The sequence below is a fragment of the Streptomyces sp. BK022 genome, assembly GCF_004217355.1.
Lineage (GTDB): Bacteria > Actinomycetota > Actinomycetes > Streptomycetales > Streptomycetaceae > Streptomyces > Streptomyces griseoluteus.
The window spans coordinates 654,497-680,212 of sequence record NZ_SHKU01000003.1; the positions used below are offsets into that span (position 1 = coordinate 654,497).

The 25,716-nt window shown below is 74.1% G+C and carries 23 protein-coding genes and 1 riboswitch; of the genes, 8 read left to right on the forward strand and 15 right to left on the reverse strand.

Going from position 1 to position 25,716, the window contains the following annotated elements:
- Positions 1–321 precede the first annotated feature (321 nt).
- On the forward strand, positions 322–2,379 hold the full coding sequence (locus EV284_RS14480; protein WP_242625679.1) for a bifunctional glycosyltransferase 87/phosphatase PAP2 family protein: 2,058 nt from the start codon (positions 322–324) through the stop codon (positions 2,377–2,379).
- 5 nt (positions 2,380–2,384) lie between these two features.
- Complete coding sequence (locus EV284_RS14485) at positions 2,385–3,857, forward strand: glycosyltransferase family 39 protein (protein WP_242625680.1); 1,473 nt, start codon at positions 2,385–2,387, stop codon at positions 3,855–3,857.
- 5 nt (positions 3,858–3,862) lie between these two features.
- Here EV284_RS14485 and EV284_RS14490 read toward each other — a convergent pair whose 3' ends face one another.
- The 7 genes from EV284_RS14490 to EV284_RS14520 form a co-directional block, all read right to left on the reverse strand.
- Complete coding sequence (locus EV284_RS14490) at positions 3,863–4,501, reverse strand: YoaK family protein (RefSeq protein WP_242625681.1); 639 nt, start codon at positions 4,499–4,501, stop codon at positions 3,863–3,865.
- 181 nt (positions 4,502–4,682) lie between these two features.
- Positions 4,683–5,099, reverse strand: coding sequence for a transglycosylase SLT domain-containing protein (locus tag EV284_RS14495; RefSeq protein WP_130333975.1), 417 nt, complete (start codon positions 5,097–5,099; stop codon positions 4,683–4,685).
- 302 nt (positions 5,100–5,401) lie between these two features.
- On the reverse strand, positions 5,402–6,223 hold the full coding sequence (locus EV284_RS14500) for an ECF transporter S component (protein WP_130333977.1): 822 nt from the start codon (positions 6,221–6,223) through the stop codon (positions 5,402–5,404).
- Complete coding sequence (locus EV284_RS14505) at positions 6,220–7,869, reverse strand: ABC transporter ATP-binding protein (RefSeq protein ID WP_130333979.1); 1,650 nt, start codon at positions 7,867–7,869, stop codon at positions 6,220–6,222. The genes EV284_RS14500 and EV284_RS14505 overlap by 4 nt, the downstream gene beginning before the upstream one ends.
- Positions 7,866–8,924, reverse strand: a complete 1,059-nt coding sequence (locus EV284_RS14510; protein ID WP_242625702.1) for a CbiQ family ECF transporter T component — start codon at positions 8,922–8,924, stop codon at positions 7,866–7,868. The genes EV284_RS14505 and EV284_RS14510 overlap by 4 nt, the downstream gene beginning before the upstream one ends.
- A gap of 58 nt (positions 8,925–8,982) precedes the next feature.
- Positions 8,983–9,618 carry an SCO2322 family protein gene (locus EV284_RS14515; protein ID WP_130333983.1) on the reverse strand — a complete coding sequence of 212 codons (636 nt, stop codon included), beginning with the start codon at positions 9,616–9,618 and terminating at the stop codon, positions 8,983–8,985.
- Positions 9,615–10,817 (reverse strand): prenyltransferase/squalene oxidase repeat-containing protein, encoded by a 1,203-nt coding sequence (locus EV284_RS14520; RefSeq protein ID WP_130333985.1) that lies wholly within the window; start codon positions 10,815–10,817, stop codon positions 9,615–9,617. The genes EV284_RS14515 and EV284_RS14520 overlap by 4 nt, the downstream gene beginning before the upstream one ends.
- Before the next feature lie 131 nt (positions 10,818–10,948).
- Positions 10,949–11,026: riboswitch (cobalamin riboswitch) on the reverse strand.
- A 202-nt stretch (positions 11,027–11,228) separates the two neighbouring features.
- Between EV284_RS14520 and EV284_RS14525 the strand changes: the two genes are divergently transcribed.
- From EV284_RS14525 to EV284_RS14535, 3 genes are read left to right on the forward strand one after another with little or no spacing between them, the layout of a single operon-like run.
- Positions 11,229–12,644 (forward strand): glycosyltransferase family 4 protein, encoded by a 1,416-nt coding sequence (locus tag EV284_RS14525; protein WP_130333987.1) that lies wholly within the window; start codon positions 11,229–11,231, stop codon positions 12,642–12,644.
- Entirely contained in the window at positions 12,638–13,387 is a 750-nt protein-coding gene (locus EV284_RS14530; RefSeq protein ID WP_130333989.1) for a class I SAM-dependent methyltransferase, read from the forward strand. Before EV284_RS14525 ends, EV284_RS14530 begins: the two co-directional genes overlap by 7 nt.
- Positions 13,384–14,454 carry a prenyltransferase/squalene oxidase repeat-containing protein gene (locus EV284_RS14535; RefSeq protein WP_130333991.1) on the forward strand — a complete coding sequence of 357 codons (1,071 nt, stop codon included), beginning with the start codon at positions 13,384–13,386 and terminating at the stop codon, positions 14,452–14,454. Before EV284_RS14530 ends, EV284_RS14535 begins: the two co-directional genes overlap by 4 nt.
- A 34-nt stretch (positions 14,455–14,488) precedes the next feature.
- Here EV284_RS14535 and EV284_RS14540 read toward each other — a convergent pair whose 3' ends face one another.
- Positions 14,489–14,776, reverse strand: a complete 288-nt coding sequence (locus EV284_RS14540) for a hypothetical protein (RefSeq protein ID WP_130333993.1) — start codon at positions 14,774–14,776, stop codon at positions 14,489–14,491.
- 159 nt (positions 14,777–14,935) lie between these two features.
- Here EV284_RS14540 and EV284_RS14545 point away from each other — a divergent pair, with 159 nt between their 5' ends.
- The gene (locus tag EV284_RS14545; RefSeq protein ID WP_130333995.1) at positions 14,936–15,484 is read left to right on the forward strand and encodes a hypothetical protein; all 549 of its coding nucleotides are present in this window, start codon (positions 14,936–14,938) and stop codon (positions 15,482–15,484) included.
- A gap of 59 nt (positions 15,485–15,543) precedes the next feature.
- Here EV284_RS14545 and EV284_RS14550 read toward each other — a convergent pair whose 3' ends face one another.
- The 7 genes from EV284_RS14550 to EV284_RS14585 form a co-directional block, all read right to left on the reverse strand.
- On the reverse strand, positions 15,544–16,371 hold the full coding sequence (locus EV284_RS14550) for a DUF5336 domain-containing protein (RefSeq protein ID WP_130333997.1): 828 nt from the start codon (positions 16,369–16,371) through the stop codon (positions 15,544–15,546).
- Positions 16,372–16,456: 85 nt separating this feature from the next.
- Entirely contained in the window at positions 16,457–17,341 is an 885-nt protein-coding gene (locus EV284_RS14555) for an N-acetylmuramoyl-L-alanine amidase (protein ID WP_130333999.1), read from the reverse strand.
- 54 nt (positions 17,342–17,395) lie between these two features.
- On the reverse strand, positions 17,396–18,046 hold the full coding sequence (locus EV284_RS14560; RefSeq protein WP_130334001.1) for a class I SAM-dependent methyltransferase: 651 nt from the start codon (positions 18,044–18,046) through the stop codon (positions 17,396–17,398).
- Between the two features lie 98 nt (positions 18,047–18,144).
- Entirely contained in the window at positions 18,145–19,893 is a 1,749-nt protein-coding gene (locus EV284_RS14565) for an MFS transporter (RefSeq protein WP_130334003.1), read from the reverse strand.
- Between the two features lie 126 nt (positions 19,894–20,019).
- The gene (locus EV284_RS14570) at positions 20,020–20,631 is read right to left on the reverse strand and encodes a response regulator transcription factor (RefSeq protein WP_130334005.1); all 612 of its coding nucleotides are present in this window, start codon (positions 20,629–20,631) and stop codon (positions 20,020–20,022) included.
- Between the two features lie 230 nt (positions 20,632–20,861).
- Positions 20,862–22,133, reverse strand: a complete 1,272-nt coding sequence (locus EV284_RS14575) for a histidine kinase (protein WP_130334007.1) — start codon at positions 22,131–22,133, stop codon at positions 20,862–20,864.
- Positions 22,134–22,773: 640 nt separating this feature from the next.
- Entirely contained in the window at positions 22,774–23,901 is a 1,128-nt protein-coding gene (locus EV284_RS14585; RefSeq protein ID WP_130334011.1) for a hypothetical protein, read from the reverse strand.
- Between the two features lie 186 nt (positions 23,902–24,087).
- Between EV284_RS14585 and EV284_RS14590 the strand changes: the two genes are divergently transcribed.
- Together EV284_RS14590 and EV284_RS14595 are read left to right on the forward strand one after the other, a co-directional pair.
- Positions 24,088–24,963, forward strand: coding sequence for a Nif3-like dinuclear metal center hexameric protein (locus EV284_RS14590; RefSeq protein ID WP_130334013.1), 876 nt, complete (start codon positions 24,088–24,090; stop codon positions 24,961–24,963).
- On the forward strand, positions 24,960–25,703 hold the full coding sequence (locus tag EV284_RS14595; RefSeq protein ID WP_130334016.1) for a C4-type zinc ribbon domain-containing protein: 744 nt from the start codon (positions 24,960–24,962) through the stop codon (positions 25,701–25,703). Before EV284_RS14590 ends, EV284_RS14595 begins: the two co-directional genes overlap by 4 nt.
- Positions 25,704–25,716: the final 13 nt, after the last annotated feature.

Here is a 25,716-nt window from a genome sequence, read left to right on the forward strand (position 1 = left end):
GGTGGCGGCCAAAACGAAACTCGCCTGCCTTTCGACGGGGACACGGGCGACGCCGGACGACGACGGCGGTGACGTGCGTCAGGCAGAAATAAGACGATAGGAGAGTTTCGGCCCCTTACGTCCTGTGCGCGGACTGTTGCTTTCTGCAAAGAAACCGCGTCTACGCTGGTACGTCTGCCCCGTTCACCGAGCATGATCCGCATCAGAAATGTGATCCATATCGCGCTCCGGACCGGAAACCGCATCCCCTTCGGACTATCGTCATCCGGACAAATGGGTGACGGACATCCGGTGACGCGATGGGGCGGGAGGCCACGAGGCGTGGTGGACGTGGAGCACGGCGGACGGTCGGCGGACACCCTGGCGACGGCCGGAGCCGGCCCCAGAGCCCCGCTGCGCGCCGCCCGGCTCGCCCTGTGGGCGGTCGCCGCGATCCTCGCCGCCCGGCAGACGGCCCTCGTCCTCACCACCCCGAGCGGGCAGCGCCTCACCGACCTGGAGACCTGGGTCGGCCCGGACGGCGTCCTGCACGTCAACGGCTCCCTGTACGACTCCACCCGGTTCACCGGCACCCCCTTCGCCGGCCTGGTCCTCAAGCCGCTCACCCGCGCCGCCGAACAGGCCCTCGGCTGGGGCTGGACCTTCGGCACGCTGCTGCTGGTCGTCGCCCTCGGCCTGGTCGTCGCCCACGCGCTGCCCCGGCCCGTGGGGCGCCGTACCGCCCTGCTGGCCGCCCCCGTCGCCATCAGCCTCCTGATGGTGTCGCTGCCGGTCCGCAGCACCCTCTGGCTCGGGCAGACCAGCGTCATCCCGGTACTGCTCGTCCTGCTGGGCTGCTTCGCGGTGCGCGGCGAACGCGGATCAGGCGTGCTCGTCGGCCTCGCCGCGGCCCTCCAGCCGACGGTCCTGCTCTTCGTCCCGCTGCTCTGGTGCACCAGCCGCCGCCGGGCCGCGCTCGCCGCCGCCGCCACCTTCGCCGGCGGCACCCTGCTCGCCTGGGCCGCGATGCCGGGCGACTCCCTCACCTACTGGGTGCACCACATGGCGGGCGTCGGCCTCGGCGGCAGCGCCGACGCGCTCGCCAACCAGTCGCTGCACGGCGCCCTGCTCCGGTCCGGGCTCAGCGGTCCGCCGGAGATCGCGCTCTTCCTGCTGCTCGGCGCGGCCGTGGCCGTCCTCGCGCTGCGCCGGGCCGTGGGCTACGCCCGTGACGGGCAGCTCCTGCTCGCCGTGGCCGTCACCGGGTGCGCGGCCGTCGCCGTCTCCCCGACGACCTGGCAGCACCAGCTCCTGTGGGTGCTGCTCGCGGCGGTCGGCCGGGTCGGGAGGCGGGCCGCGGACCGTACGGTCTGGCCGGTCGCGGTGGTCCTCGTGACCACGCTCCCGGCGACGATGATGCTCCCGAACACCCCGGTGATGTACCCGCTGCGGGACAACCTCGTCCTCCTCGCCGCGCTGGCCGCCGCGACCGCCGTCCCCTTCCTGCCGCGCAGCTCCCCGCACTACGACGCCCCGGCGCCCACCGCGTACGCCCGTCAGGTGCCGGCCCGGTCCGGACGCGTACCGCTGCCGCCGTTCCTGCGGCGCTCGCTCACCCGGCCCAACCTGCTGCTGGAGCTGCTGCTCATCCGCGTGACCTACGCGGCCTACGCGCAGGTGCGCCTCGCGGCGACCGGGGGCAGCGACGAACTCGGGCGGGAGAGGGCCGAGCACCACGGGCGACTGGTGCTCGACGCCGAGCGGTTCCTGCGCATCGACATCGAGCACGCCGTCAACCACGCGGTCGTCCGGGTCGGCTGGCTGCGCGGATTCCTCGACTTCTACTACGAGTCCTTCCACTTCGCCGTGCCGCTGACCGTGCTCGCCGTCCTCTACTGGCGCAGCCCGGTCGGCTACCGCTGGGCCCGGACCTCCCTCGGCTTCGCCACGCTGCTCGCGCTGATCGGCTTCTGGCTGTTCCCGCTGGCGCCGCCGCGTCTGATGCCGGGGCTCGGCTTCGTCGACACCGTGCACGGGGCGCAGGACCTCGCCAACCCGGACTACGGCGCGATGACCGCGATCACCAACCAGTACGCGGCGATGCCCTCGCTGCACTTCGGATGGTCGCTGTGGTGCGGGGTGGTCGTCGCGGTGCTCGCGCCGCGCTGGTGGATGAAGGGGCTCGGGCTGCTGCATCCGCTGTTCACCGTCACGGCGATCGTGGCCACGGCCAACCACTGGGTGCTGGACGCGGTGGGCGGGGCGCTGGTGGTGGGAGGCGGCTTCGCCCTGACGTACGTACTGCTCGGGCCCCGGGAGATCGCCGCCTCCGGCGAGCTCGGACGGCCGCCGGGGCAGCGCAGGCCGCAGGAGCGGGCGCAGCCGGTCAGCTCCGGCTGAGGCAAGTGAACACCCCGACGCGTGACCTCGACCGCCCGCTCGCGCCGCCCCGGGTGCCGGAGCGGCGCACCACGGCACCCGTGCTCGCGCCCGCCGTACTGGCCGCCGTCCTCGGGCTGTGGGGACTCACCCGGCACAGCAGCATGTGGCGCGACGAGTCCGTCACCTACCAGGTGTCCCACCGCACGCTCGGCGAACTCCTCGCGCTGCTGGGCCGCATCGACGCCGTGCACGGCCTGTACTACCTGCTCATGCACGGCGTCTTCGCCCTCTGGGACGGCGGTCTGGTCGCCCTGCGCCTGCCCTCGGTGCCGGCCACCGCCCTCGCCGCCGCCGGGGTCGGGGCGCTGGGCTCCCGGCTCGCCGGACCACGGGCCGGTGTGCTCTCGGGCGTGCTGTTCGCCCTCTTCCCGGCGACCCAGCAGTACGCGCAGGAGGGGCGGTCGTACGCCCTCGTCACCGCCGGTGTGGTCTGGGCGACCTATCTCTTCGTGCGCGGGATCGACTCCGCCGCGCGCGGCTGGTGGGCGGGGTACGGGGCGCTGCTGGCGGTCGTGTGCTGGGTGCACGAGTTCGCCGCGTTGGTGCTGCTCGCCCACGCGGTGACGCTGCGGCTGCTGGGGGTGCCGTGGCGGAGATGGGGGTGGGCGGCGGCCGGGGTGCTGGTCGCGGTGGCGCCGCTGGCGGTCGTCGGCGCCCGTCAGGCCGGCCGGCAGCTGGGCTGGCTGGGCCGCCCGAGCCCGGCCATGTGGCTGGCCTTCCTGGCCGTATCTGCCCTGGGCCTGCTGCTGAGCCGTGTCCCGCCCCTGGCCGACCGCACGGTGACCGCGCTCGCCCTGCCCCTGCTGACCGTCCCGCCCGGCCTCCTGATCACCGTCTCGCTGCTCCGGCCGTGGTACGTCGACCGCTACGTCCTGTACGCCCTGACCGGCCTGGCCCTGCTCGCCGGCCTCGCCCTGGATCGCCTGCCGGCGCACGTCGGGAAGGCCGCCGTCTGCCTGCTGGCCCTCGCCCTGCTCCCCGCCTCCCTGGCGGTGCGGACCCCGGAGAGCCGCGAGGACGACGTGGTGGCGGTCGCCCGGACCGTACGGAAGCTGTCCCGCCCCGGCGACGGCGTGCTGTTCCTCCCGTCCCGCCGCCGCGAGTGGCTGCTGTCGTACCCGGCGCTGTACGCCCGCTTGGACGACGTGGCCCTGGCCCGTTCCCCGGCCGCTTCCCGCACCCTCCAGGGCACGGAGCTGCCCCCGGACACCATCCGGTCCCGCCTCCTGGCCGTGCCCCGCGTGATCGCCCTGACCGACCCCGACGGCCGGCCCCTCGACCCCTTCCCCCGGGAGGAGGTCAAGCGGCGCACGCTCAGGGAGTACTTCGAGGAGTGCGGGCGGGTGCGGGTGTGGGGCGCCCAGGTGGTGGTCTACGTACGGAGACCGGATGCCGGCTCAGCCGCACGGGCAGAGGGCTGCCGGGGCGAGCGGTAGCGGGGTCAGTCGCGGTCCGGCGCCAGGACCGCCAGTACCGCTGCGGCCAGCGCCGCCAGCAGCAGGGGAACGCCCAGGCCGTGGTGGAGGACCAGCCAGGCGCCCAGGCAGGCGCCCGCGAACATGGAGAGGACCGCGGCTGTGCGGCGGGGGGAGCGGTCGGCGGTGCCGCTGCCCAGGCGGGACTCGGCGGCCAGGCCCGTCAGGGTCATGGTCAGGACCGTGGTGGTGAGGTCGGGGACGCCCAGGGCGCGGACGGTCGCGTTGCGCAGGCCCATGGCCAGCGCGGTGAGGGCGATCAGGGCGTAGCGGGTGCCTGGGTGTTCGGGCCGGGCCAGGGCGATGGCCGCCGCGGCGCCGACCAGCAGGGCCTCCACCACGAGGGTCGGCCGGGTCGCGCGGCGGACGCGGGAGGTGAGCCGGCCGCCTGCCGCCGCCCCGGCGAGGAAGCAGCCCAGCGAAGTGGCTGTGAGCGGTACGGAGAAGCCGGGGGCGCCGACCGCGGCGAAGCCGAGGATGACCACGTTGCCGGTCATGTTGGCCGTGAAGACGCGGCCGAGGCCCAGATAGCCGACCGCGTCGATCAGTCCGCTCACCACGGTCAGTACGAGCAGGACCCACGGGAGCCGCATCGTCCTCGGCATCGCGTCCTCCGGTCGGGCGGGCGGGGGCCGGACCAGTGGACCACGGGGGTGCGGACATGCGCGCGCACCCTCGCCGAGCGGTGGCGAGGGTGCGGGAAGGAGAGGGGGCTGGGCCGTCGACCACGGGTGGTCGTGGCACCGGACGGCCGGTGCGGGGGTACGGCCCGCGTGCGGGGACGGCTCAGTACCAGCCGTTGGCCTGCCAGAAGTTCCACGCCTGGGCGGGGCTGCCGTAGCGGGAGTTCATGTAGTCCAGGCCCCACTTGATCTGGGTGGCGGGGTTGGTCTTCCAGTCGGAGCCGGCCGAGGACATCTTGGAGGCCGGCAGGGCCTGCACCAGGCCGTACGCACCGGAGGAGCTGTTCTTGGCGGAGACGTTCCAGCCGCTCTCGTGCTCGACGATCTTGCTGAACGCGCTGTACTGCGCCGAGTCAGGGATCATCTTGTGCGCGACGGACTGCGCCGAGGACGGCGACGGGTTCGTCGCGGCCTGGGCGGGGGCGGTGCCGAGGGCGACACCGGCGACACCGGCGGCCAGGGCGGCCACGGTGACGGCCTTCTTCGGGGAAACGACGCGGCGGATGGCGGAGAACGACACGAAAACCTCTTACGTGGGGGACGGTGGGTCGCCGTTCGCGTTCCAGCACGCTCCGCGTGGTGGCCGCAGGCGTCGGCGCCGCGACCCGTGAGGACCGTGGCGCCAGGCGACGGCCTCCAGAGAAGCAAGCTTCCTAAACGTCCGCAATACCCCCTTTTACTAGTTGTGGCCGGATCGCCGAGGATGCGGCCCTATGTGACCTGGCTCTCAAAGCCCAGGTCAGGGGGGTTGCAAGAAGGTGCATAAGGGGCGTAAAGGTCTACGATTCGAGGTCGTAGGTGACCTCGGTCATATGGGCTGCCTCACCCGCCGGGCGCCTCGAAGGCGACCGGCGTCTCGAATGCGGCCCGGCGGGTGGCCCGGCGCAGGGCGCGCAGCACGGCGGGGCCGAGGGTCAGGGTGAGGACGACCGTGCAGACGGCCCGGCCCAGGTCCCAGCCCATGGAGGTGGCCAGGCAGTAGGCGAGGAAGCGGGCCAGGTTGGCCGGGACCGCCGCGTGCGGGTCGAAGGAGATGTTCGACGCCATGGTGCCCATGAACGGCCAGCCGGCCAGGTTCATGACCGTGCCGTAGGCGAAGGCCGCGAGAAAGCCGTAGCAGGCGAGCATCACCAGCTCGGCACGGCCGCGCAGGCGGGCGGCGCCCGGCAGCAGGCCCGCGCCCATGGTGAACCAGCCCATCGCCAGCATCTGGAACGGCATCCACGGCCCGACCCCGCCGGTCAGCAGCGCGGACGCGAACATCGTCACCGAGCCGAGTACGAACCCGAAGCCGGGCCCGAGCACCCGTCCGCTGAGCACCAGCAGGAAGAACATCGGCTCGATGCCCGCCGTGCCCGCGCCGATCGGCCGCAGGGCCGCTCCGGTCGCCGCGAGCACCCCCAGCATGGCGACGGCCTTGGGACCGAGCCCCGACTCCGAGATGGTCGCCGCCACCACCGCGACCAGCAGCACCAGCAGCCCCGCGAAGAGCCAGGGCGCGTCCTCGGCATGCGCGCCGACCCTTGAGTCCGGCGGCGCGAGGAACGGCCACCCGAACGCGGCCACCCCCACCGCGCCGACCAGCACGAGCGCGGCGACGGAACGCGGACCGAGCCGCACGGCGCGTACGGCGGGGGACGTCATGCGAGCGCCTTCCGTACCTCGGACACCGTCAGCCAGGGCTGCGGGGCCAGGATCTTGGTGACCTGGGGCGCGAAGGAGGGCGAGGAGACCACGATGTCGGCCGTGGCGCCGTCCGCTATCACCTCGCCGTCCGCCAGCAGCACCACCCGGTGCGCGATCTCGGCGGCCAGCTCCACGTCGTGCGTGGCCAGCACCAGGGCGTGCCCCTCGGCCGCGAGACCGCGCAGCACGGTGACCAGGCGGGCCTTGGCCGCGTAGTCCAGGCCGCGCGTCGGCTCGTCCAGCAGCAGCAGCGGGGGGCGCGCCGTCAGGACGACGGCGAGCGCGAGGGCGAGGCGCTGGCCCTCGGAGAGGTCGCGGGGGTGGGTGTCGTCGGTGATGCCCGGCAGCAGCTCCGACACCAGGGCCCGGCAGGTTCCGGGTGCGGCGGCCGCGTCCTTGTCGGCGGCGACGCACTCGGCGCCCACCGTGTCGGCGTACAGCAGATCGCGCGGCTCCTGCGGCACCAGGCCGACCCGGCGCACCAGGTCGGCGGGCTTCAGCCGGTGCGGGGCGGCCCCGCCCACCCGGACGGAACCGGAGGTGGGGGCGACGAGCCCGACCAGCGAGCCGAGCAGCGTGGACTTCCCGGCCCCGTTGCGGCCCATGAGGGCGACGGTCTCGCCGGGGCCGACGGTCAGGCCGACGCCCCGCAGCGCGTCGACCCGGCCGCGCCGTACGGCGAGGTCCCGGACCTCGGCGACCTCCGGCTCGGCGGGGACGGCGCGCCGGAGACGGCGGCGGGACGGGACGGTGGCGGCCTGGGAGAGGCCGTGGACCTCCGGCTCACGACCGGCGAGGCTCTCCCGCAGCGGCCCCGCCCTGCGCCGCGCGTCCCGGATGGTCAGCGGCAGCGGGCTCCAGCCGGCCAGCCGGCCCAGCTCGACCACCGGCGGGATCACCGGGGAGACGGCCATCATGGCGGCCGGGGCGCCGAGGACCGGGGGAGCGCCGGGGGCGGGCAGCAGCACGACCTGGTCGGCGTACTGGACGACCCGCTCCAGCCGGTGCTCCGCCATGAGCACGGTGGTGCCCAGGTCGTGCACCAGGCGTTGCAGGACCGCGAGGACCTCCTCCGCCGCGGCCGGGTCCAGCGCCGAGGTCGGCTCGTCCAGGACCAGTACGCGGGGGTGCGGGGTGAGCACCGAGCCGATGGCGACCCGCTGGCGCTGCCCGCCGGAGAGGGTGCCGATGGAGCGGTCCCGCAGACCGGCGAGGCCCAGCAGGTCGAGCGTCTCCTCCACCCGGCGCCGCATCACCTCCGGAGCCAGCCCCAACGACTCCATGCCGTAGGCGAGTTCGTCCTCCACGATGTCCGTGACGAAGTGCGCGAGCGGGTCCTGGCCCACCGTGCCGACCACGTCGGCCAGTTCGCGCGGCTTGTGGGTGCGGGTGTCCCGCCCCGCCACCGTGACCCGGCCGCGCAGGGTGCCCCCGGTGAAGTGCGGGACCAGCCCGCTGACCGCGTTCAGGATCGTCGACTTGCCCACCCCCGACGGGCCGACGAGCAGCACGAGTTCACCCTCGGGCACCTCGAAGTCCACGCCCTGGACGGTCGGTCCGGCCGCCCCGTCGTAGGTGACGGCGACGTCCTCGAAGCGGATCACGACGGCTCCTTGCGGTCCTGGGGTACGACGAGCACGGGCAGCAGGCCCAGCAGGATGGCGGCGGCCGGCCACAGCGGCAGCGCGGGTGCGGCCAGCGGGACGACACCGGGATGCAGCGCGCCCGGATCGCGTACGGAGGCCAGCGCGAGCAGCGCGGCGACGGCCGCGCCCGACCCCGCCACCAGCCAGGCCCGCACCCCCCACGCCGCCGGCCGGTACCGGGTGCGCGGCGAGCGCCGGCCGCCCAGGCGCAGCCCGGCGAGCGCGGCCAGCGCCCCGGCGAGCAGCACCGGCATGCCGTACACCCCGCCCTCGGCGGTGAGCAGCCCGTACGTGCCCGCGCACACCCCGAGCAGCCCGCCCAGGGTGAGCGCCGTCGTCGTGCGGCGCACCGGCGCGGGGACCTCGGCGGTGCGGCCGTAGCCGCGGGCGTCCATCGCGGCGGCCAGCGCGACCGAGCGCTCCAACGCGCCCTCCAGCACGGGCAGTCCGACCAGGAAGAGCCCCCGCAGCCCCCGGTCCGGGCGCCCGCGGAGGCGGCGGGCGGCGCGCAGCCGCTGCACGTCGGCGATGAGGTGCGGGGCGAAGGTCAGCGCGACCACCACCGCCACCCCCGCCTCGTACAGCGCGCCCGGCAGCGACTTGAGCAGCTTGGCCGGGGCGGCCAGGGCGTTCGCGGCGCCGACGCAGACCAGGAGGGCCGCCAGTTTCAGGCCGTTGTAGCCGGAGAACAGCAGCGCCTCCGCCGACACCGGCCCGCCCAGCCGGATGCCCTGCGCCCAGCCGGGCAGCGGGATCTCGGGCAGGGTGAACAGCACATGCGTACCCGGCACCGGGGAGCCGAGCACGGCCGTGAACGCCAGCCGGATCAGCAGCACGGCGACGGCCAGCCGGGCGAACGCCGTGTACGAGCGGGCCCACGGCGCGCTGGAGCGGTGCACCGCCACCACGTAACCCGCCACCGCCATCAGCAGGGCGAGCAGCAGCGGGTTGGTGGTGCGGGTGGCGGCGGTGCCGAGTCCGAGCGACCACGACCACCAGGCGCCCGGGTGCAGTTCGAAGCGCGCCCGGCCGCGGACGGACACGGTGGTACGGGCGGCGCGGACGCCGGTGTCAGGCATTCCGGCGCCGCCGCGCCTGCCAGAACGCGGCCCCGCCGAGCACGGCGACGACGCCGATGCCGAGCGGCAGGCCGAGGGAGGGGCCGTCGTCCTTCGGGGCGGCCTCGTGGGACGGCTTCTCGTCCGCCGCGACCTGCTCCCCGCAGCCCCGTGCCGGGTAACCGGCGATGGCGCACAGCAGGGCGTTGCTGTCGTAGCGGAGCGGCCCCGCCGTCCCGGCCAGGGCCTCGGCGGTGCTCGCGTCCGGAGCGACGCGGGCGCACACCGTACGCGTGGCGGGCGGGCGCTCCCCGGAGGGAGCGTCCGCCCCGGTGCCGAAGTCGAGAACGAGGGCGACCCGCTTGGTGCCCGCCTTCGCGGGCGTCCTCGCGCAGATCGAGCCGAAGTCCGCCGCGCCGCGCGGCCGGTCCGCGTCCGAGGAGTCCGCGCTGACCGCGAACCGGAAGCCCCGCACCGAGCCGTCGTCGGGGCGCTCGGCGGCCGGGCCCTGGGTGGCGTACGTCCACCGGTCGCCGGAACGGTCCCAGAACGACCAGTACCGGTATCCGGCGGCCTCGGCCGGGGTGGCTGCGGCCAGGACGACGAGGGACGCGACCAGCAGGGCCGCGGCACGGCGGACCGAGGTCACGGGCGGTTCTTCTTCCGGCCGCTGAACAGGAAGCCGACGCCGATACCGGCGACCAGACCCACGCCGATGATCCACCACACGCTGTTGCCGGACTTCTCGGTGGCCTTCTTCTCCGGCGCCGCGGCCTGCTTCGCCGGGGCCGGGCCCAGCTTGTCCAGGGCACGGACCAGGTCGGTCCCGCCGAAGTCGTGCGGGTCGGCGCCGACCGCGTGCGCGCTCAGGACGAGCTGGGCGTAGGCGGCCGGGCCGCTCTGCTCCGCCCACTTCGCGGCGTTCTTCTCCAGCCAGGCGTACGGGGCCCTGGCCTGCTTCGTCCAGCCGTCGGCGGCCAGCGCCACCACGGTGTCGGCGGTGTTGCCGTAGTCGGGCTGGTTCTCCGCGCCGGGCATCGCGGACATCAGGTGGCCGGACTTGGAGACGGCGCCGATGAGATGGGCGGAGGCGTTGTCGGCCAGGCGGGCCGGGGTGGCCTTGCCGTCGGCGGCGCAGACGGGGGCCTTGTCGCGGGCCTTGCCGGGCGCCACCACGAAGCCCTTGCCGAGCGCGCCGAGCACACCGGCGGCCGTGGCGTCCGCGTTGGCCTCCAGCCTGCCCTTCTTGTCCGGCTGGAAGGCGAGCGCGCCGCCGCCCTTCTCGGCACAGGGCACGGCCAGCGAGGCCAGTGCCTGGTCCGGGGTCCTGCCCTTGCCGCGCAGCTCGGCCGGCTTCTCACCGGCGGCGGCCAGCGCGCCCACCACGACGGAGGTGGAGTTGGCGTCGCTCGGGCCGCCGGGGGAGTAACCCCAGCCGCCGTCCTTGTTCTGCTGGGCCTTCAGCCATGTGACGGCCTTGCCGGTCACGTCGTCGTGCCCGCCGAGCGCGGCGAGCGCCTGGACGGCGGCGGCCGTGCTGTTGGTGTCCGCCTGCGCGCCCTTGCCGCCGCACGCGGTGCCGGTGTCGGCGCGGAAGGAGGCGAAGCCGCCGTCGGCGCACTGCTGGCCGGTCAGCCACGTGACGGCCTGGTCCGCGGGCTTCTCACCGGCGGTGTGCTGCGCGAGCAGGGCGAGGGACTGGCGCCAGACGCCGTCGTACGTGGGGTCGCCCTTGCCGAACAGCCCGGCCGGGACCGTCACCTTCGGGGACGGGGCGGCCGTGGCGGGCGCGGCTGCGGCCAGCACGCCTATGGCGGCGAGAGCCGCGGCACTGCGGCGGACGTTCATGGTCGGCGACTGCCTCTCCTGCGAGGGGCCGACGCGCGCACGGGAACCACCCCGGCGGCCCGGCCCCGTATGCCTCGACGGTGCCGTGCGGGACACAGCGCCCCGCACGTGAGCCGGTCAACCTCCCGTCGGGGCGTTCCGGCTGACCGGGCCCAGGGGGGCGCCGGATGACGGTTGCGGGTCAGCGCCGGAATCACACCGGCTTCCCCCCGTACGGGTGTATGACGACCCGGCCACTTTACCGGGGGCCGCAAAGCCGCCGGTCGTGGCGTGAATCACCTGATCCACTGCTCACAGCGCTCCTACCTGCCGGTAGATTCAGAGCCTCTTGGATGATCAAGTCTGAAACTTGTTCCGGATTGTCGTCCCGTCGTAGTCTCGCGGGACCGTGCAGGCAGAAGGGGGCCCAGAGTGACCGCTGAGGCCAGTCAGGCGGCTCTCCCGGGCACCGCGGCCGACGGCGAGCGACCGCTCCGTATCGCGCTCCTCACCTACAAGGGCAACCCCTTCTGCGGCGGCCAGGGCGTCTACGTCCGCCACCTCTCCCGTGAACTCGCCCGCCTGGGCCACCAGGTGGAGGTCATCGGCTCCCAGCCCTATCCCGTGCTCGACGAACACGACGACTACGCGGGCCGGTTGAGCCTCACCGAGCTGCCCAGCCTCGACCTCTACCGCCAGCCCGACCCCTTCCGCACCCCCGGGCGGGGCGAATACCGGGACTGGGTCGACGCGCTCGAGGTCGCCACGATGTGGACCGGCGGCTTTCCCGAGCCGCTCACCTTCTCCCTGCGCGCCGGACGCCGACTGCGCGACCGCAGGGGCGAGTTCGACGTCGTCCACGACAACCAGACGCTCGGCTACGGCCTGCTCGGCGACCTCGGCGCGCCCCTGGTCACCACCATCCACCACCCCATCACCGTGGACCGGCAGCTCGAACTCGACGCCGCCGAAGACCTCAAGCGCCGCCTCTCGGTACGCCGCTGGTACGCCTTCACCCGGATGCAGAAGCGCGTCGCCCGCCGCCTGCCCTCCGTGCTCACCGTCTCCGGCAGCTCCCGCCAGGAGATCGTCGACCACCTCGGCGTGCGCCGGGACCGGGTGCACGTCGTCCACATCGGCGCCGACACCACCCTGTTCGCGCCGGACCCGGCCGTGCCCGAGGTGCCGGGCCGGATCGTCACCACCTCCAGCGCCGACGTGCCCCTCAAGGGCCTGGTGTTCCTGGTCGAGGCCCTCGCCAAGGTGCGCGCCGAACAGCCGCACGCCCACCTCGTCGTCGTCGGCAAGCGCCCCGGGGAGGGCCCGGTCGCCCAGGCGATCGAGCGGTACGGCCTGGAGGACGCCGTCGAGTTCGTCAAGGGCATCTCCGACGCCGAGCTGGTCGACCTGATCCGCTCCGCCGAAGTCGCCTGCGTGCCCTCGCTGTACGAGGGGTTCTCGCTGCCCGCCGCCGAGGCCATGGCCACCGCCACCCCGCTGGTCGCCACCACCGGGGGCGCGATTCCCGAGGTCGCCGGGACCGACGGCGAGACCTGCCTGGCGGTGCCCCCCGGCGACGCGGGCGCGCTCGCCGCCGCCCTCACCCGGCTGCTCGGCGACCGGGACCTGCGCGCCCGGCTCGGCGCGGCCGGCCGCGAGCGGGTGCTCGCCCGCTTCACCTGGGCCCGCGCGGCCGAGGGCACCGTGGCCCGCTACCGCGAGGAGATCGACCGGGCCCGCCCGCGCGTCGCGCCTCTTCCCGCAGCCGTCCCCGGCCGCCCCGTCGCCGCCGCGGCGAGCGCCGCGGCACCTTCCGAAAGCTCCTCCGAAAGCAGGGCCACGTGCTGACCGTCGACTTCTCCCGGTTCCCGCTCGCCCCAGGCGACCGTGTCCTGGACCTCGGCTGCGGGGCCGGCCGGCACGCTTTCGAGTGCTACCGGCGTGGTGCCCAGGTCGTGGCCCTCGACCAGAACGCGGAGGAAATCCGCGAGGTCGCCAAGTGGTTCGCGGCGATGAAGGAGGCCGGCGAGGCCCCCGAGGGCGCCACCGCCACCGCGATGGAGGGCGACGCGCTCGCGCTGCCCTTCCCCGACGAGTCCTTCGACGTCGTCATCATCTCCGAAGTGATGGAGCACATCCCCGACGACAAGGGCGTCCTCGCCGAGATGGTGCGCGTGCTCAAGCCCGGCGGCCGGATAGCCGTCACCGTGCCCCGCTACGGTCCCGAGAAGGTCTGCTGGGCGCTCTCCGACGCCTATCACGAGGTCGAGGGCGGCCACATCCGCATCTACCGGGCCGAGGAGCTCCTCGCCAAGATGCGCGGCGCCGGCCTCAAGCCGTACGGCACCCACCACGCGCACGCCCTGCACTCGCCCTACTGGTGGCTCAAGTGCGCCTTCGGCGTCGACAACGACAAGGCGCTGCCGGTACGGGCGTACCACAAGCTGCTGGTCTGGGACATCATGAAGAAGCCGCTGGCCACGCGCGTGGCCGAGCAGGCGCTCAACCCGCTGATCGGCAAGAGCTTCGTCGCCTACGCCACCAAGCCGCACCTGCCCCGCCTCGGCGAGGCCGGGACGGACGCCCCGTGACCACACCCAGGGCCGACCACCTCGTGCTGACCGGGGTCCTCACCGCCGAGCAGGCCGCCGACACCGTCCGGGGCATCCTCGCGGTGCAGCGGCCCGACGGCGCGATCCCCTGGTTCCGCGGCCACCACCTCGATCCCTGGGACCACACCGAGGCCGCCATGGCCCTCGACGCGGCCGGGGAGCACGCGGCGGCCGAGCGCGCCTACCGCTGGCTCGCCGACCACCAGAACGAGGACGGCTCCTGGTACGCCGCCTACGCCGACGGCGCCCACGACCACGTCACCGACCGCGCCCGCGAGTCCAACTTCGTCGCCTACATAGCCGTCGGCGTCTGGCACCACTACCTGTCCACCGGGGACGACACGTTCCTGGACCGGTTGTGGCCCACCGTGTACGCGGCCGTCGAATGGGTGCTCCGGCTCCAGCAGCCCGGCGGCCAGATCGGCTGGCGGCGCGCCGAGGACGGCACCCCCACGGAAGACGCCCTGCTCACCGGCAGCTCGTCCATCCACCACGCCCTGCGCTGCGCGCTCGCCATCGCCGACCAGCGCGAAGAGCCGCAGCCCGACTGGGAGTTGGCGGTGGGCGCGCTGCGGCACGCGATCCGCAGGCACCCCGAGCGGTTCCTCGACAAGAACCAGTACTCGATGGACTGGTACTACCCGGTCCTCGGCGGAGCCATCAGCGGCGCCGAGGCCAAGGAGCGCGTCGAGGACGGGTGGGACCGCTTCGTGGTGCCCGGCCTCGGCGTGCGCTGCGTCGTGCCCAACCCGTGGGTGACCGGTGGCGAGTCCTGCGAACTCGCCCTGGCGCTCTGGGCGATGGGGGAGTCCGACCGCGCGCTGGAGATACTCCAGTCCATCCAGCACCTGCGCGACGACGAGTCCGGCCTGTACTGGACCGGCTACGTCTTCGACGACGACGCCGTCTGGCCGCGGGAACTGACCAGTTGGACCGCCGGCTCGCTGCTGCTCGCGGTCGCCGCCCTCGGCGGCCACGACGCGACCGGCGCCGTCTTCGGCGGCGACCTGCTGCCCCGCGGCCTGGACCCCGACTGCTGCGACTAGCGGCAGGCGGGGCCCCTCCCGGTGTCCCTCCGCGTCAGCGGTGCAGCCGGCCCGCGATGAAGTGGCCGATGAACAGGTAGACCACGGCGGCCAGGCCGTACCCGGCGACGACGCGGGCCCACGCCTCGTCGAAGGTGAACAGGTCGTGCGACCAGCCCGCCAGGAACGCCGCCGTGTCATGGACGAAGTCGACCAGGGCGTTGGCCCGGTTCGCGTCCAACAGGTACATCAAGATCCAGAGGCCGAGGATGAAGGCCATCACGTCCGCTACGACGGCGATGACACGGCCTGCCTGGTTGGTGCCTGAGTGGTATCGAGACATGGTGTTCGAATTGCCGCCCGACGCCCCCTGAAACCGGCCACAGGCCAGTAATACCGGGCCTGACGACCCGTACGGGCCTCCCGGCTGGCGGCGGCCGGGAGGGCGGGCAAGGCTTCGGACCAGAGACACCCGCTCGGGGAATCACGTCCGGAGGACCGCGTGCCCGTTCCGCTGCGCCGCACCTGGGTGGCGCTCATCTTGTGCTGCGCCCTGCTGGCCGGTGCCGCCGCCTGCGGCAGTGGCGACAAGACCAGCACCAAGATCCCCGCCGCGGCCTCCCCGAGCCCCAGCACCTCCGCCGAACGCCAGAAGTTCGCCAAGACCCGGTTCGTCGCCAACGCGGGCCTCGCGGCCGGGGCGACCTACCAGTGGATCGTGAAGCCCTGGCGGGCCGGCACCTTCAAGAAGGGCGCCGACGGCCGCAAGGTGGCCCTCGTCAAGGCCGGCCTCGCCGGTGCCTTCGCCTACAACCGGCTCAAGGCCGCCCAGAAGAGCGCGCAGGGCGACCCCGCCCTGACCAAGGCGCTGGCCCCGCTCTCCGCCGGCATCGAGAGCCTGAAGAACCTCCCGTCCAAGCTGCGCGGGGGTGACACGGACGCGATGGGGGCGTTCGAGGGCACCATCGACAAGGTGAAGAGCGCGGGCGCGAGCGCGGGAGCGCCGGTCAAGGACCAGGTGCCGTCCTCCTCGGACCTCTCCAAGGGCTGACACGGCCGCGGCCCCCCGCCCGGAAGGGGCGAGGGGCCGCGTACGACGGTTTTCGGGGCTCAGCCGCGCTGGATGCCCGAGGTGTCCTGCAGGACGCCGCGACGGCCGTCCTGGGTCTGCGCGAGCAGCGCGGCACCGCGCTGCTCGACCGCCAGGTACCAGGTACCCGGGGCCAGTTCGGCGACCGGGCTCGGCGAGCCGTCCTCCGCGAACAGCGGACGGGTCACCGGCACGGCGAACCAGAACGGCGAGAAGTCCGCGGCGGGCGCCTGCTGCTGCGGCGCCGGAGCGCCCTGCGGGGCGGCCCCCTGGCCGAACGCCTGCGCCTGCTGCGGCTGACCGCCGCCGAAGGACGCGGCCGGGGCACCGGGGTAGCCGTAACCCTGGGGCGGCTGCGCGCCGTAGGGCTGCGGGGCGGCCGGCTTGGGTGCCGGGATCAGCGGGGCCTGGAGGGCCGGGACGAGCGGGGTGGCGACGGCGGCGCCCGCCAGGATCAGCGTGGCCACCAGCGCGAGGATCAGACCGGTGCCCGCGCTCGGCGACTTGGAGCCGGCGGCGATGTTGTCCAGGCCGCCGACCGGGTCGATCACATTGCCCAGCGCGCTCCACGCGGCGAACACCGCGAACGCCACGCCGAAGGCGCCGAGTTCGAGACCGGCGACCTTGCGGGGCTGCGGCAGCGCGCGGGCGGCGACGACGAGCCCGGCGGCGATCAGACCTGCCAGGACGACGCTGAGCAGGACCGGGCCGCTCTCCCAGAGGTTCGGCATGTCGACGTCGCCGGGAAGGTCGTCGTACGAAAAGTTGTCGAAGAACGACGCGATGAGCAGCAGTAGCGCCGCTCCGATCACCACGCCGTCGCCTCTGGTGAGGGATCGGATATTCACTTCATCAGGTCCTTCGTAGGTCGTCTCGTCGTCGGTAGACAGTACCGTCCGCGTGATCCGCTGTGCGGACGGTTTCGCCCGGCGGTCACGACTCGTGCAGGAAACTCACGATTCCCTCAGAGATCCCCTGCGCGGCCTTCTGCCGCCAGGGACCGCTGGTCAGCAGGGCCGCGTCGGACGTGTCCCGCATGTTCCCGCACTCGATGAACACCTTCGGAACCGTTGACAGATTGAGACCGCCGAGGTCCGTGCGCGTGACCATCCCGGTGCCGTCGCCCAGGTAGTTGGAGAAGGGCTCACCGGTGGTACTGCGGTAGCCGGCCGCGACCCGCGCGCCCAGCTTCGCGGAAGGAGCGACGATGGGCCGGGTGTCCGCGGCGCCCGCGTGCACCGAGCCCGGCATGATCACATGGAAACCGTGGTTGCCCTCGGCCGAGCCGTCCGCGTGCAGCGAGATCGCCGCGTCCGCGTGGGCGGTGTTGCCGATCCGGGCCCGCTCGTCCACGCACGGCCCCCACTTCCGGTCGCCGTCGTGGGTCAGCTTCACCGTGGCGCCCCGCTCCTCCAGCAGCGCCCGCAGCCGGTGGGCGACGTCGAGGGTGAACTCGGCCTCCCGATAGCCGGCGTCGGTGGCGGTACCGGTGGTGTCGCACTCCTTCTTGCCGTTGCCGACGTCGACCTGCTCGCTGATCTCCGCGGTGTGCCGGAAGTTGCCCGTGTTGTGGCCGGGGTCGATGACGACGACCTTCCCGGCGAGCGAGCCCGCACTCGGCGAGGGGCCGCTCGTGCCGCCCGGCGCCGCGGACGCCGACGGGCTCGCGGCGGTCGCCGGGCGGCCCGGCTCGTCCCCGAGTGCCGACCAGCCGAGCCAGCCGAGCAGGGCGACCGGCACCAGCGCGGCGAACGTGAGGGTCAGCGCGCGCCGGGAGCGCGGCTGGGGGGCTTCGTCTTCCGGGCCTTCGTACGACACGCAAGCCACCCTAACGGACAGGACCGGCGCGGCCCGCGCATCCCTGACGCGTCGTCAGATGCCGTCCCCGGTGCGCCGCAGCACCCGCAGCGAGCCCGTGGCGGAGACCTCGGTGAAGGCGCCCGAGGCCAGCGCCCGCAGGTACACGCGGTAGGGCGCCTGGCCGGTGAACTCGTCCTCCGGCTCCGGGAACACGTCGTGGATGACCAGCAGGCCGCCGGGCGCGAGGTGCGGTGCCCAGCCCTCGTAGTCGGCGTTCGCGTGCTCGTCGGTGTGGCCGCCGTCGACGAACACCAGCGCCACGGGGGAGTTCCAGACCGCGGCGACCTGCGGGGAGCGGCCGACCAGCGCGATCACATGGTCCTCCAGGCCCGCCCGGTGCAGGGTGCGGCGGAAGGTGGGGAGGGTGTCCATCAGACCGATCTCGGGGTCGACGGTCTCCGGGTCGTGGTAGTCCCAGCCCGGCTGCTGCTCCTCGCTGCCCCGGTGGTGGTCGACGGTGAGCGCGGTGACCCCGACCCTGCGGGCGGCGTCCGCGAGCAGGAGGGTGGAGCGCCCGCAGTAGGTGCCGACCTCCAGCAGGGGCAGCCCCAGCTGTCCGGCCTCCACCGCCGCCGCGTACAGCGCCAGCCCCTCGTCCACGGGCATGAACCCCTTCGCGGCCTCGAACGCGACCAGGATCTCGGGCTTCTGTACCGCGGGCATGGGGTTCCTCTCGACGTACGTCCTTCTCGGCGCCCCATGCTGCCGCACCCCCCGCCCGGAGCCGGGCGGGGGGTGCGGTGGCGGGGGAGTCGCGCGGGTCACGCCGTGACGGTCCGGCCCGGCAGCGGCAGGTCCACCTCGACCGGGCGCTCGTCCCCGGCGTGGGTCGCCGCCGAGGCCAGCGGGCCGTGTCCGGCGGCGCGGGCGGCCAGCACGTACGGGCCCTCGGACGGCACCGGGAGGGCGTAGCCGCCGTCATGGCCGGAGAGCGTGGAGCCGGCCTGGCGGCCCCGGCGGTCGATCAGTGTGACCTTGGCGCGGGCCACCGGGGCGCCGGAGGCGTCCAGCACCCGGCCCCGGAAACCGCGCAGCACCTCCTCCGCGCGCTCCAGCACCGCGTCCTCCTCGCTGCTGGCCCGCAACTGGGTGTGGGGCGCGGCCGGGCGCGGGGTGCGGGGCAGGAACACCGCGAGCGCCAGACCCACCAGCACGGCGGCCGTGGCGATCAGGAAGGAGACCCGGAAGCCGTGCATCGTCGGCACCGCGACCCCGCCGCCCAGGTCGTGCGCGGTGTTGGCCAGCACCATGCCGATGACGGCGCTGGAGACCGAGGTGCCGATGGAGCGCATCAGGGTGTTGAGACCGTTGGCGGCACCCGTCTCGGAGGCCGGGACCGCACCCACGATCAGCGCGGGCAGCGAGGAGTACGCCAGGCCGATGCCGGCGCCGAGGACCATCGAGGTGATGATCGTCTGCCAGGCGGCGTGCATCAGGCCGAGGCCGCCCGCGTAGCCGGCCGCGATGACCAGCAGGCCGATGATCAGGGTCGTCCGGGGGCCGTAGCGGGCCGAGAGGCGGGCGTAGACCGGGGCGGTGAACATCATGGTCAGGCCCAGCGGGGCCACGCACAGACCGGCGACCACCATCGACTGACCGAGGCCGTAGCCGGTGGCGGTGGGGAGCTGGAGCAGCTGGGGCAGGACCAGCGAGACGACGTAGAAGCTGACGCCGACCATGATCGAGGCGAGGTTGGTGAGCAGGACCTCGCGGCGGGCGGTGGTGCGCAGGTCGACCAGCGGGGCCGTTGTGCGCAGCTCGTACACGCCCCACAGCAGCAGCACGGCGAGCGCGGCGCCGAAGAGGCCGAGGGTGGTGCCGGAGGACCAGCCCCAGTCGCTGCCCTTGGTGATGGGCAGCAGGAGCAGCACCAGACCGGCGGAGAGGCCGGCGGCGCCCGGGTAGTCGAAGGAGCCCTTGGCGCGGGCCGGGGACTCGGGGACGGCCAGCAGGGTCAGGCCGATGGCGAGCACGCCCAGGCCGGCGGCGCCGTAGAACAGGGCGTGCCAGTCGGTGTGTTGGGCGACCAGGGCGGCGGCGGGCAGCGCGAGACCGCCGCCGACGCCGATCGAGGAGCTCATCAGGGCCATCGCCGAAGCGAGCCGTTCACGCGGGAGCATGTCGCGCATCAGGCCGATGCCCAGCGGGATCGCGCCCATGGCGAAGCCCTGGAGGGTACGGCCCGCGATCATCAGGAGCAGCTGACTGGTGAGTGCGCTGACCAGCGCGCCGACCACCATCACGGACAGACTGAGGATCAGCATCCGGCGCTTGCCGTACAGGTCGCCGAGGCGGCCCATGATCGGGGTGGCGACGGCGCCGGAGAGCAGGGTGGAGGTGAGGACCCAGGTCGCGTTGCTCGGCGCGGTGCCGAGCAGTTGCGGCAGGTCCTTGATGACCGGCACGAGCAGGGTCTGCATCACCGCGACCACGATGCCCGCGAAGGCGAGCACCGGGACTACGGCCCCGCCCGCTCTCCTGCCGGCGTGGTCGGGCGTGGTGTGGGTCATGGAAATGGGTCCTCCCGCGTGAATACGTGCACGGTGAACCTCGTATGCGCGGGAAACTATTCCGTTGCTTCGGGACGCTAATGAATCCTTGACCGAGAGATGGGTTTCTGACCGGGTGTCAGTGCTTTACAACCAGCCGCGCTGGCGTGCCTCCCGCACCGCCTCCGCGCGGTTGCGGGTGCCGGTCTTGCCGATCGCCGAGGAGAGGTAGTTGCGGACGGTGGACTCCGAGAGGTGCAGCCGGGCGGCGATGTCGGCGACCGTCGCGCCGTCCACGGAGGCGGTCAGCACCTCGCACTCCCGGCCGGTCAGCGGGTTCGGTCCGGCGCTGAGCGCGGCCGCCGCCAGTACGGGGTCGACCACCGTCTCCCCGGCCAGCACCCGGCGCACCGCCTGCGCCAGCTCCTCCACCGGCCCGTCCTTCACCAGGAATCCGGCCGCCCCCGCCTCCATCGCCCGGCGCAGATAGCCCGGCCTCCCGAACGTGGTCAGGATCAGCACCCGGCACCCCGGCACCCGCTCCCGCAGCAGCGCGGCCGCGTCCAGCCCGCTGAGCCCCGGCAACTCGATGTCCAACAGCGCCACGTCCGGCCGGTGCTCCAGGGCCGCCGCCACGATCGCGTCCCCCGCGGCGACCTGGGCGACCACCTCGATGTCGTCCTCCATCCCCAACAGCAGCGCCAGGGCGCCCCGCATCATCCCCTGGTCCTCGGCCAGCAGAAGCCGGATCTCGTTCACCGCGCCAGGGTAGCGAGGGGCGTCCGGTGGACAAGGGGGTTTGGCGAGGGGGCCGGTGGGGGCGGGGCTGCCGTGGGGAGTCGGCGGGGCCGGCGCCGGAGTCGGTCGCTCGGCGTGGGGTGCCGGGGGTTCGCTGCCTCGGGGTGTGGGCGCGCTCAGGCGTCCCGGCCCGCCGTCCGGGGTCGACGGCGGGCCGGGAGGCTGCCCCGGTGGGGGGATGTCGCGTCGCGTCAGGACTTCAGCGCGGCCGGTGTCGGGGCGGTGGTGGGTGGCTCTGTCGGGGGTGCCGGGAGTTCTGCCGTCACCGTGAAGCCGCCCGCGGGGGCCGGGCCCGCTGTCAGGGAGCCGGCCGCCGCGGCCAGGCGCTCGGTGAGGCCCGTGAGGCCGGTGCCGCCGGTGCTCGGGCCGGCCGTGCCGGTGCCGTTGTCGGTGACGGTGAGGCGGGCCCGTTCCCCGGCGCTCTCCACGGTGATCTCGCAGCGGGTGGCGTGGCTGTGCCGGACCACGTTGGTCACCGCCTCGCGCACCACCCAGCCGAGCAGCGCCTCCGTCTGCGGGGCCAGCGGCGCCCCCGACTGCCGTACCACCGGCTCCACGCTCGCCGCCGCCAGTGCCGAGCGGGCGCGGGTCAGCTCGGTGGACAGGCTGCCCTCGCGGTAGCCGGTCACCGCCTCCCGGATCTCGGTCAGCGCCTGCCTGCCCACCGACTCGATGTCCCCGATCTGGGCCAGCGCCGCGTCCAGGTCCCGTCCGGCCAGCCGCCGCGCGGCCTCCGACTTCACCACGATCACCGACAGGGTGTGGCCCAGCAGGTCGTGCAGATCGCGGGAGAAGCGCAGCCGTTCCTTCTCCACCGCCCGCCGTGCGAGTTCCTCCCGCGCGGCCCGCAGCTCCCGTACCGCCTCCGACAGGCTCAGGATCGCCGCCGTGACCATGCAGGACAGGAAGGTCGCGTATCCGATGTTCGGCGCCTCCCGCCAGCCTTCGCGCAAGGCCGCGAGAACCGCCGCGTACGCCGCCAGCAGCAGACCGATCCTGCCGAGGTGCCGGCCGCGCAGGGTGGCGCCGGTGGCGAGGCCGAGCAGCGGGAAGAACAGCAGCCAGTTGCCGCCGTAGCCGACCGCGAGGCCCGTGGTCACCAGGCCCATGGCCAGCAGGGCCAGCCGGGTGGAGAGGGACTGCCGCTTCTCGCGGTGGAAGGCGCGGAAGGTGACATAGACGTAGAGGGAGTTGAAGACCAGCAGGCCCAGGCCGCCGATCCACGGGTTCTCCGCCTTGCCCTGGAGCAGGTTGGAGAACGAGCCCAGGCCCATCAGCAGCCAGGGCAGCAGCGCGAAGCCGGTCGGCGGGGGCCCCGCGTGGTCGTGCCCCAGTACGGGATTCCCGCACTTCGTGCCCGCGGCCTTCTGGGTGGCCTTGGCCCGCGCCATGTCCGCCTTCCACTGCCGCCGTGCCGCAGCCGCCGCGCGCAGCCCGCGTCGGCCCCGTGCCCACCATGACATGTCCGTTTTCCCCGTGTTCGCCACCGCTGCCTCGCCCGCACGTTCGGCGGGGCGACGGTACAGCGTAGGAAATGAGCGCCTCTGTCCGCATCCGGCCGGTTCGATGCCCCGCGTCTGTGTCATGTCTACGACGGTAGGAGCGGGACGCGGCCGCGGGCAGAGGCGTACGTACGGACTCCGGCAGTACAAATGTCACGGCCGGCCATGACGAAGGGGCGGGGTGCGTGCCGTGTGGCCCGCGCCCCGCCCCTCGCCGTATCGATCAGACAGCCGTCCCGGCGGTCCCGCCGCCCGGGCGGCGATGGCGCCCGCTGGGGGCGCTCTCCCCGTCCCGGTCCGCGACCGGTCCCCGGTGCCGCCCGTGCCCGTCCGCCTCGGCGGAGAGGGACGCGGGCCGGTGCACCCCGGAATCCGCGGGCGCGGACAGCGGCTGCCTCGTGCTGGCTTCGGTCATCGGAAGCATTCACCCCGTCAACATGATCGTCTTGCAGCCGGGAGAGTGTAACCAACCACCGGGGAGCGGGGTCCAGGCGGCCGGGCCGGTGCGGACGGCGCTGCCGGGCGGGGCGGCGTCCGGCTCGGCATCCCGCCGCCGTGCGGGCTCGGCCCCTCGCGCGCAGCGGCCGGCGCCCTGGCGTCGCTACTCGGCGGCCGCCCGGGCGAGCGGGGCCTCCCGCAGGGGGACCGGGCGGGGCGCCGGGGGCTCCGGTTCCCCGGCGCGCGCGGGCTCCGCGGGGGCCGGGTCCCGTGCCGGAGGGTTCAGTTCCGCCACTCCGCAGGGGGCCTGGGCCGTCGAGTACGGGAGGCGGAGCACGCCCTCCGGGGTCCACAGGCCGGAGCCCGCCAGCCACCCCTCCGGGGCCGGGAGGTGGCGGGCCTGGCGGTCGGTGGGGTGCCAGATGGCGATCCAGGTGCCGAGGGGGCCGTCCACCCGCAGGGCCACCGCGCAGGTTTCCGGGGTCAGGACCTGGCCCGGCTGGATGGCGAACGGCGTCACCGTGCAGTCCGGCAGCCGCAGCGCGCCGGGGAAGCGGACCGGGAGGGTGCTGCCGAGCACGCCCCAGCCCAATCGTTCCTGCCCCGGCGAGGCCGCGTCCGAGGAGATCAGCACCAGCCCGCTGTCCGGGTCGGCCAGCAGCAACCGGTCGTCGCTGTCGGGCGCGATCTCCAGCAGAGCGGAGACCTCCCCGTCCCGCCCCAGGTCCACCACGACCGTCTTGGTCCGGCCCGCCAGCTCCCGGTCGAGCGCCAGCATCCGGCCGGCCGGCTCCAGCCACACCCCGCCCGAGCAGCGCCCCGGCACCTCGGCCACCCGCTCCGGCCCCGCCGCACCGCCCGCCACCAGCCACACCACCGTGGACGTCTCGCACACCGCCAGCGCGTACGCCCGCTCGCCCCCCGGCGCGGGCGGCAGCAGGGTGACGTAGGTGTCGGACCCGCACTCCACCGCGCCCACCGCCAGCTCACCGGTGCCGGGCCCGGTCGGGTAGAGCAGGGAGAAGGCGTGCCGCGACTCCACCAGCCGGTGGATCAGCACCCGCCCGTCCCCCATGGGCTGCACCTCCGTACCCGGCTCCTCCGGCTGCCCGCCGGGCAGCGGCACCGCGTACGGCTCCGGGCCGTCCAGCGTCCAGCGCTCCGGGAACCAGCTCTCCCCGTCCAGCGCGAGCCGGGCGGCGTACGCGCCGTCCGCCGTGATGGCGTACCGCGTCGTGGGCGCCTCGTGTTCCGCGCCGGTCGACGGGGATTCGATCGCACAGGCCGTCATGGTTCGGTCACCTCCGGCGACGAAGCTAGTTTTCGTACGCACGGCCGGGGGGCCGGGTCCGGACCACTTCACACATACGGGTGGCGCAGAAGCGATTCCTCTGAGGAGAGGGCGGGTCTGGGCGTACCGGGCCCGGGGCCGCCGTACGCGGTACGGCCCCCCTGGACGGACAGGTAGCCTTTCCTCGTGCCCCGTCTGTCTGAAGTCATCGCCGCCCTGGAGACCCTGTGGCCCGCCGAGCGGGCCGAGTCCTGGGACGCGGTCGGCACGGTCACGGGCGACCCCGGCCAGGAGGTCACCCGCGTCCTGTTCGCCGTGGACCCGGTGCAGGAGGTCGCCGACGAGGCCGTACGGCTCGGCGCGGACCTGCTCGTCACACACCACCCGCTCTATCTGCGCGGGACGACCACGGTGGCCGCCGGCACCCCCAAGGGCCGCGTCGTGCACACGCTGATCAAGAACGACGTCGCCCTGCACGTGGCGCACACCAACGCCGACAAGGCCGACCCCGGAGTCTCCGACGCCCTCGCCGGCGCGCTGGACCTCCGGGTCACCGGTCCCCTCGTACCCGACCCCGACGACCCGGCCGGACGCCGGGGCCTGGGCCGGATCTGCGAGCTGGACCACCCGCTGACCGTGCGCGAGCTGGCCCAGCGCGCCGCCGAACGGCTGCCCGCCACCGCGCAGGGCATCCGGGTGGCCGGCGACCCCGACGCCGTCGTCCGTACCGTCGCCGTCAGCGGCGGCTCCGGCGACAGCCTCTTCGACCGGGTCCGCGCGGCCGGTGTGGACGCCTTCCTCACCGCCGACCTGCGCCACCACCCCGCGTCCGAGTTCGTCGCGGCCACCGCGTCCGTCGCCGAGCGCCCGCTCGCCCTCCTCGACGCGGCCCACTGGGCCACCGAGTGGCCCTGGTGCGAGCTGGCCGCGGCCGAACTCGACCAGATCTCCGACCGTCACGGCTGGGGCCTTCGCGTCCACGTGTCCACGACGGTCACCGACCCCTGGACCGCCCACGCGGCGTCCCCCCTCACCACTAGCCCCACGGGAGCCCCCAACTGAACGCCGAGCCCGCCGACCAGATCCGACTCCTCGACGTCCAGGACCTCGACGTCCGCCTGCAGCAGATCGCGTACAAGCGGAAGTCGCTCCCCGAGCACGCCGAGATCGAGACGCTGGGCAAGGACCTCGTCCAGCTGCGCGACCTGCTGGTGGCCGCGCAGACCGAGGAGAGCGACTGCGCCCGCGAGCAGACCAAGGCCGAGCAGGACGTGGACCAGGTGCGCCGCCGCGCCACCCGCGACCAGCAGCGCCTGGACTCCGGCGCGGTCACCTCGCCCAAGGACCTCACCGGCCTCCAGCACGAGATCGCCTCCCTCGCCAAGCGCCAGGGCGACCTGGAGGACGTCGTCCTCGAGGTCATGGAGCGCCGCGAGGCCGCCCAGGCGCGGGTCGCCGAGCTGACCGAGCGGGTCGCCTCCCTGCAGGCCAAGTCGGACGACGCCACCGCGCGCCGCGACGCCGCCTTCCGCGAGCTGGACGACGAGGCCGCCGCGGTGACCAAGGAGCGCGAGGTCGTCTCCGCGTCCGTCCCGGCCGACCTGCTCAAGCTGTACGACCGCCTGCGTGTCCAGGGCGGCGGCGTCGGCGCGGCCAAGCTGTACGCCCGCACCTGCCAGGGCTGCCGTCAGGAGTTGGCGATCACCGAGCTGAGCGAGATCCGCGCGGCCGCGCGGAACCAGGTGGTCCGCTGCGAGAACTGCCACCGCATCCTGGTGCGCACGGCGGAGTCGGGTCTGTAGTCGTTCCGGTGGA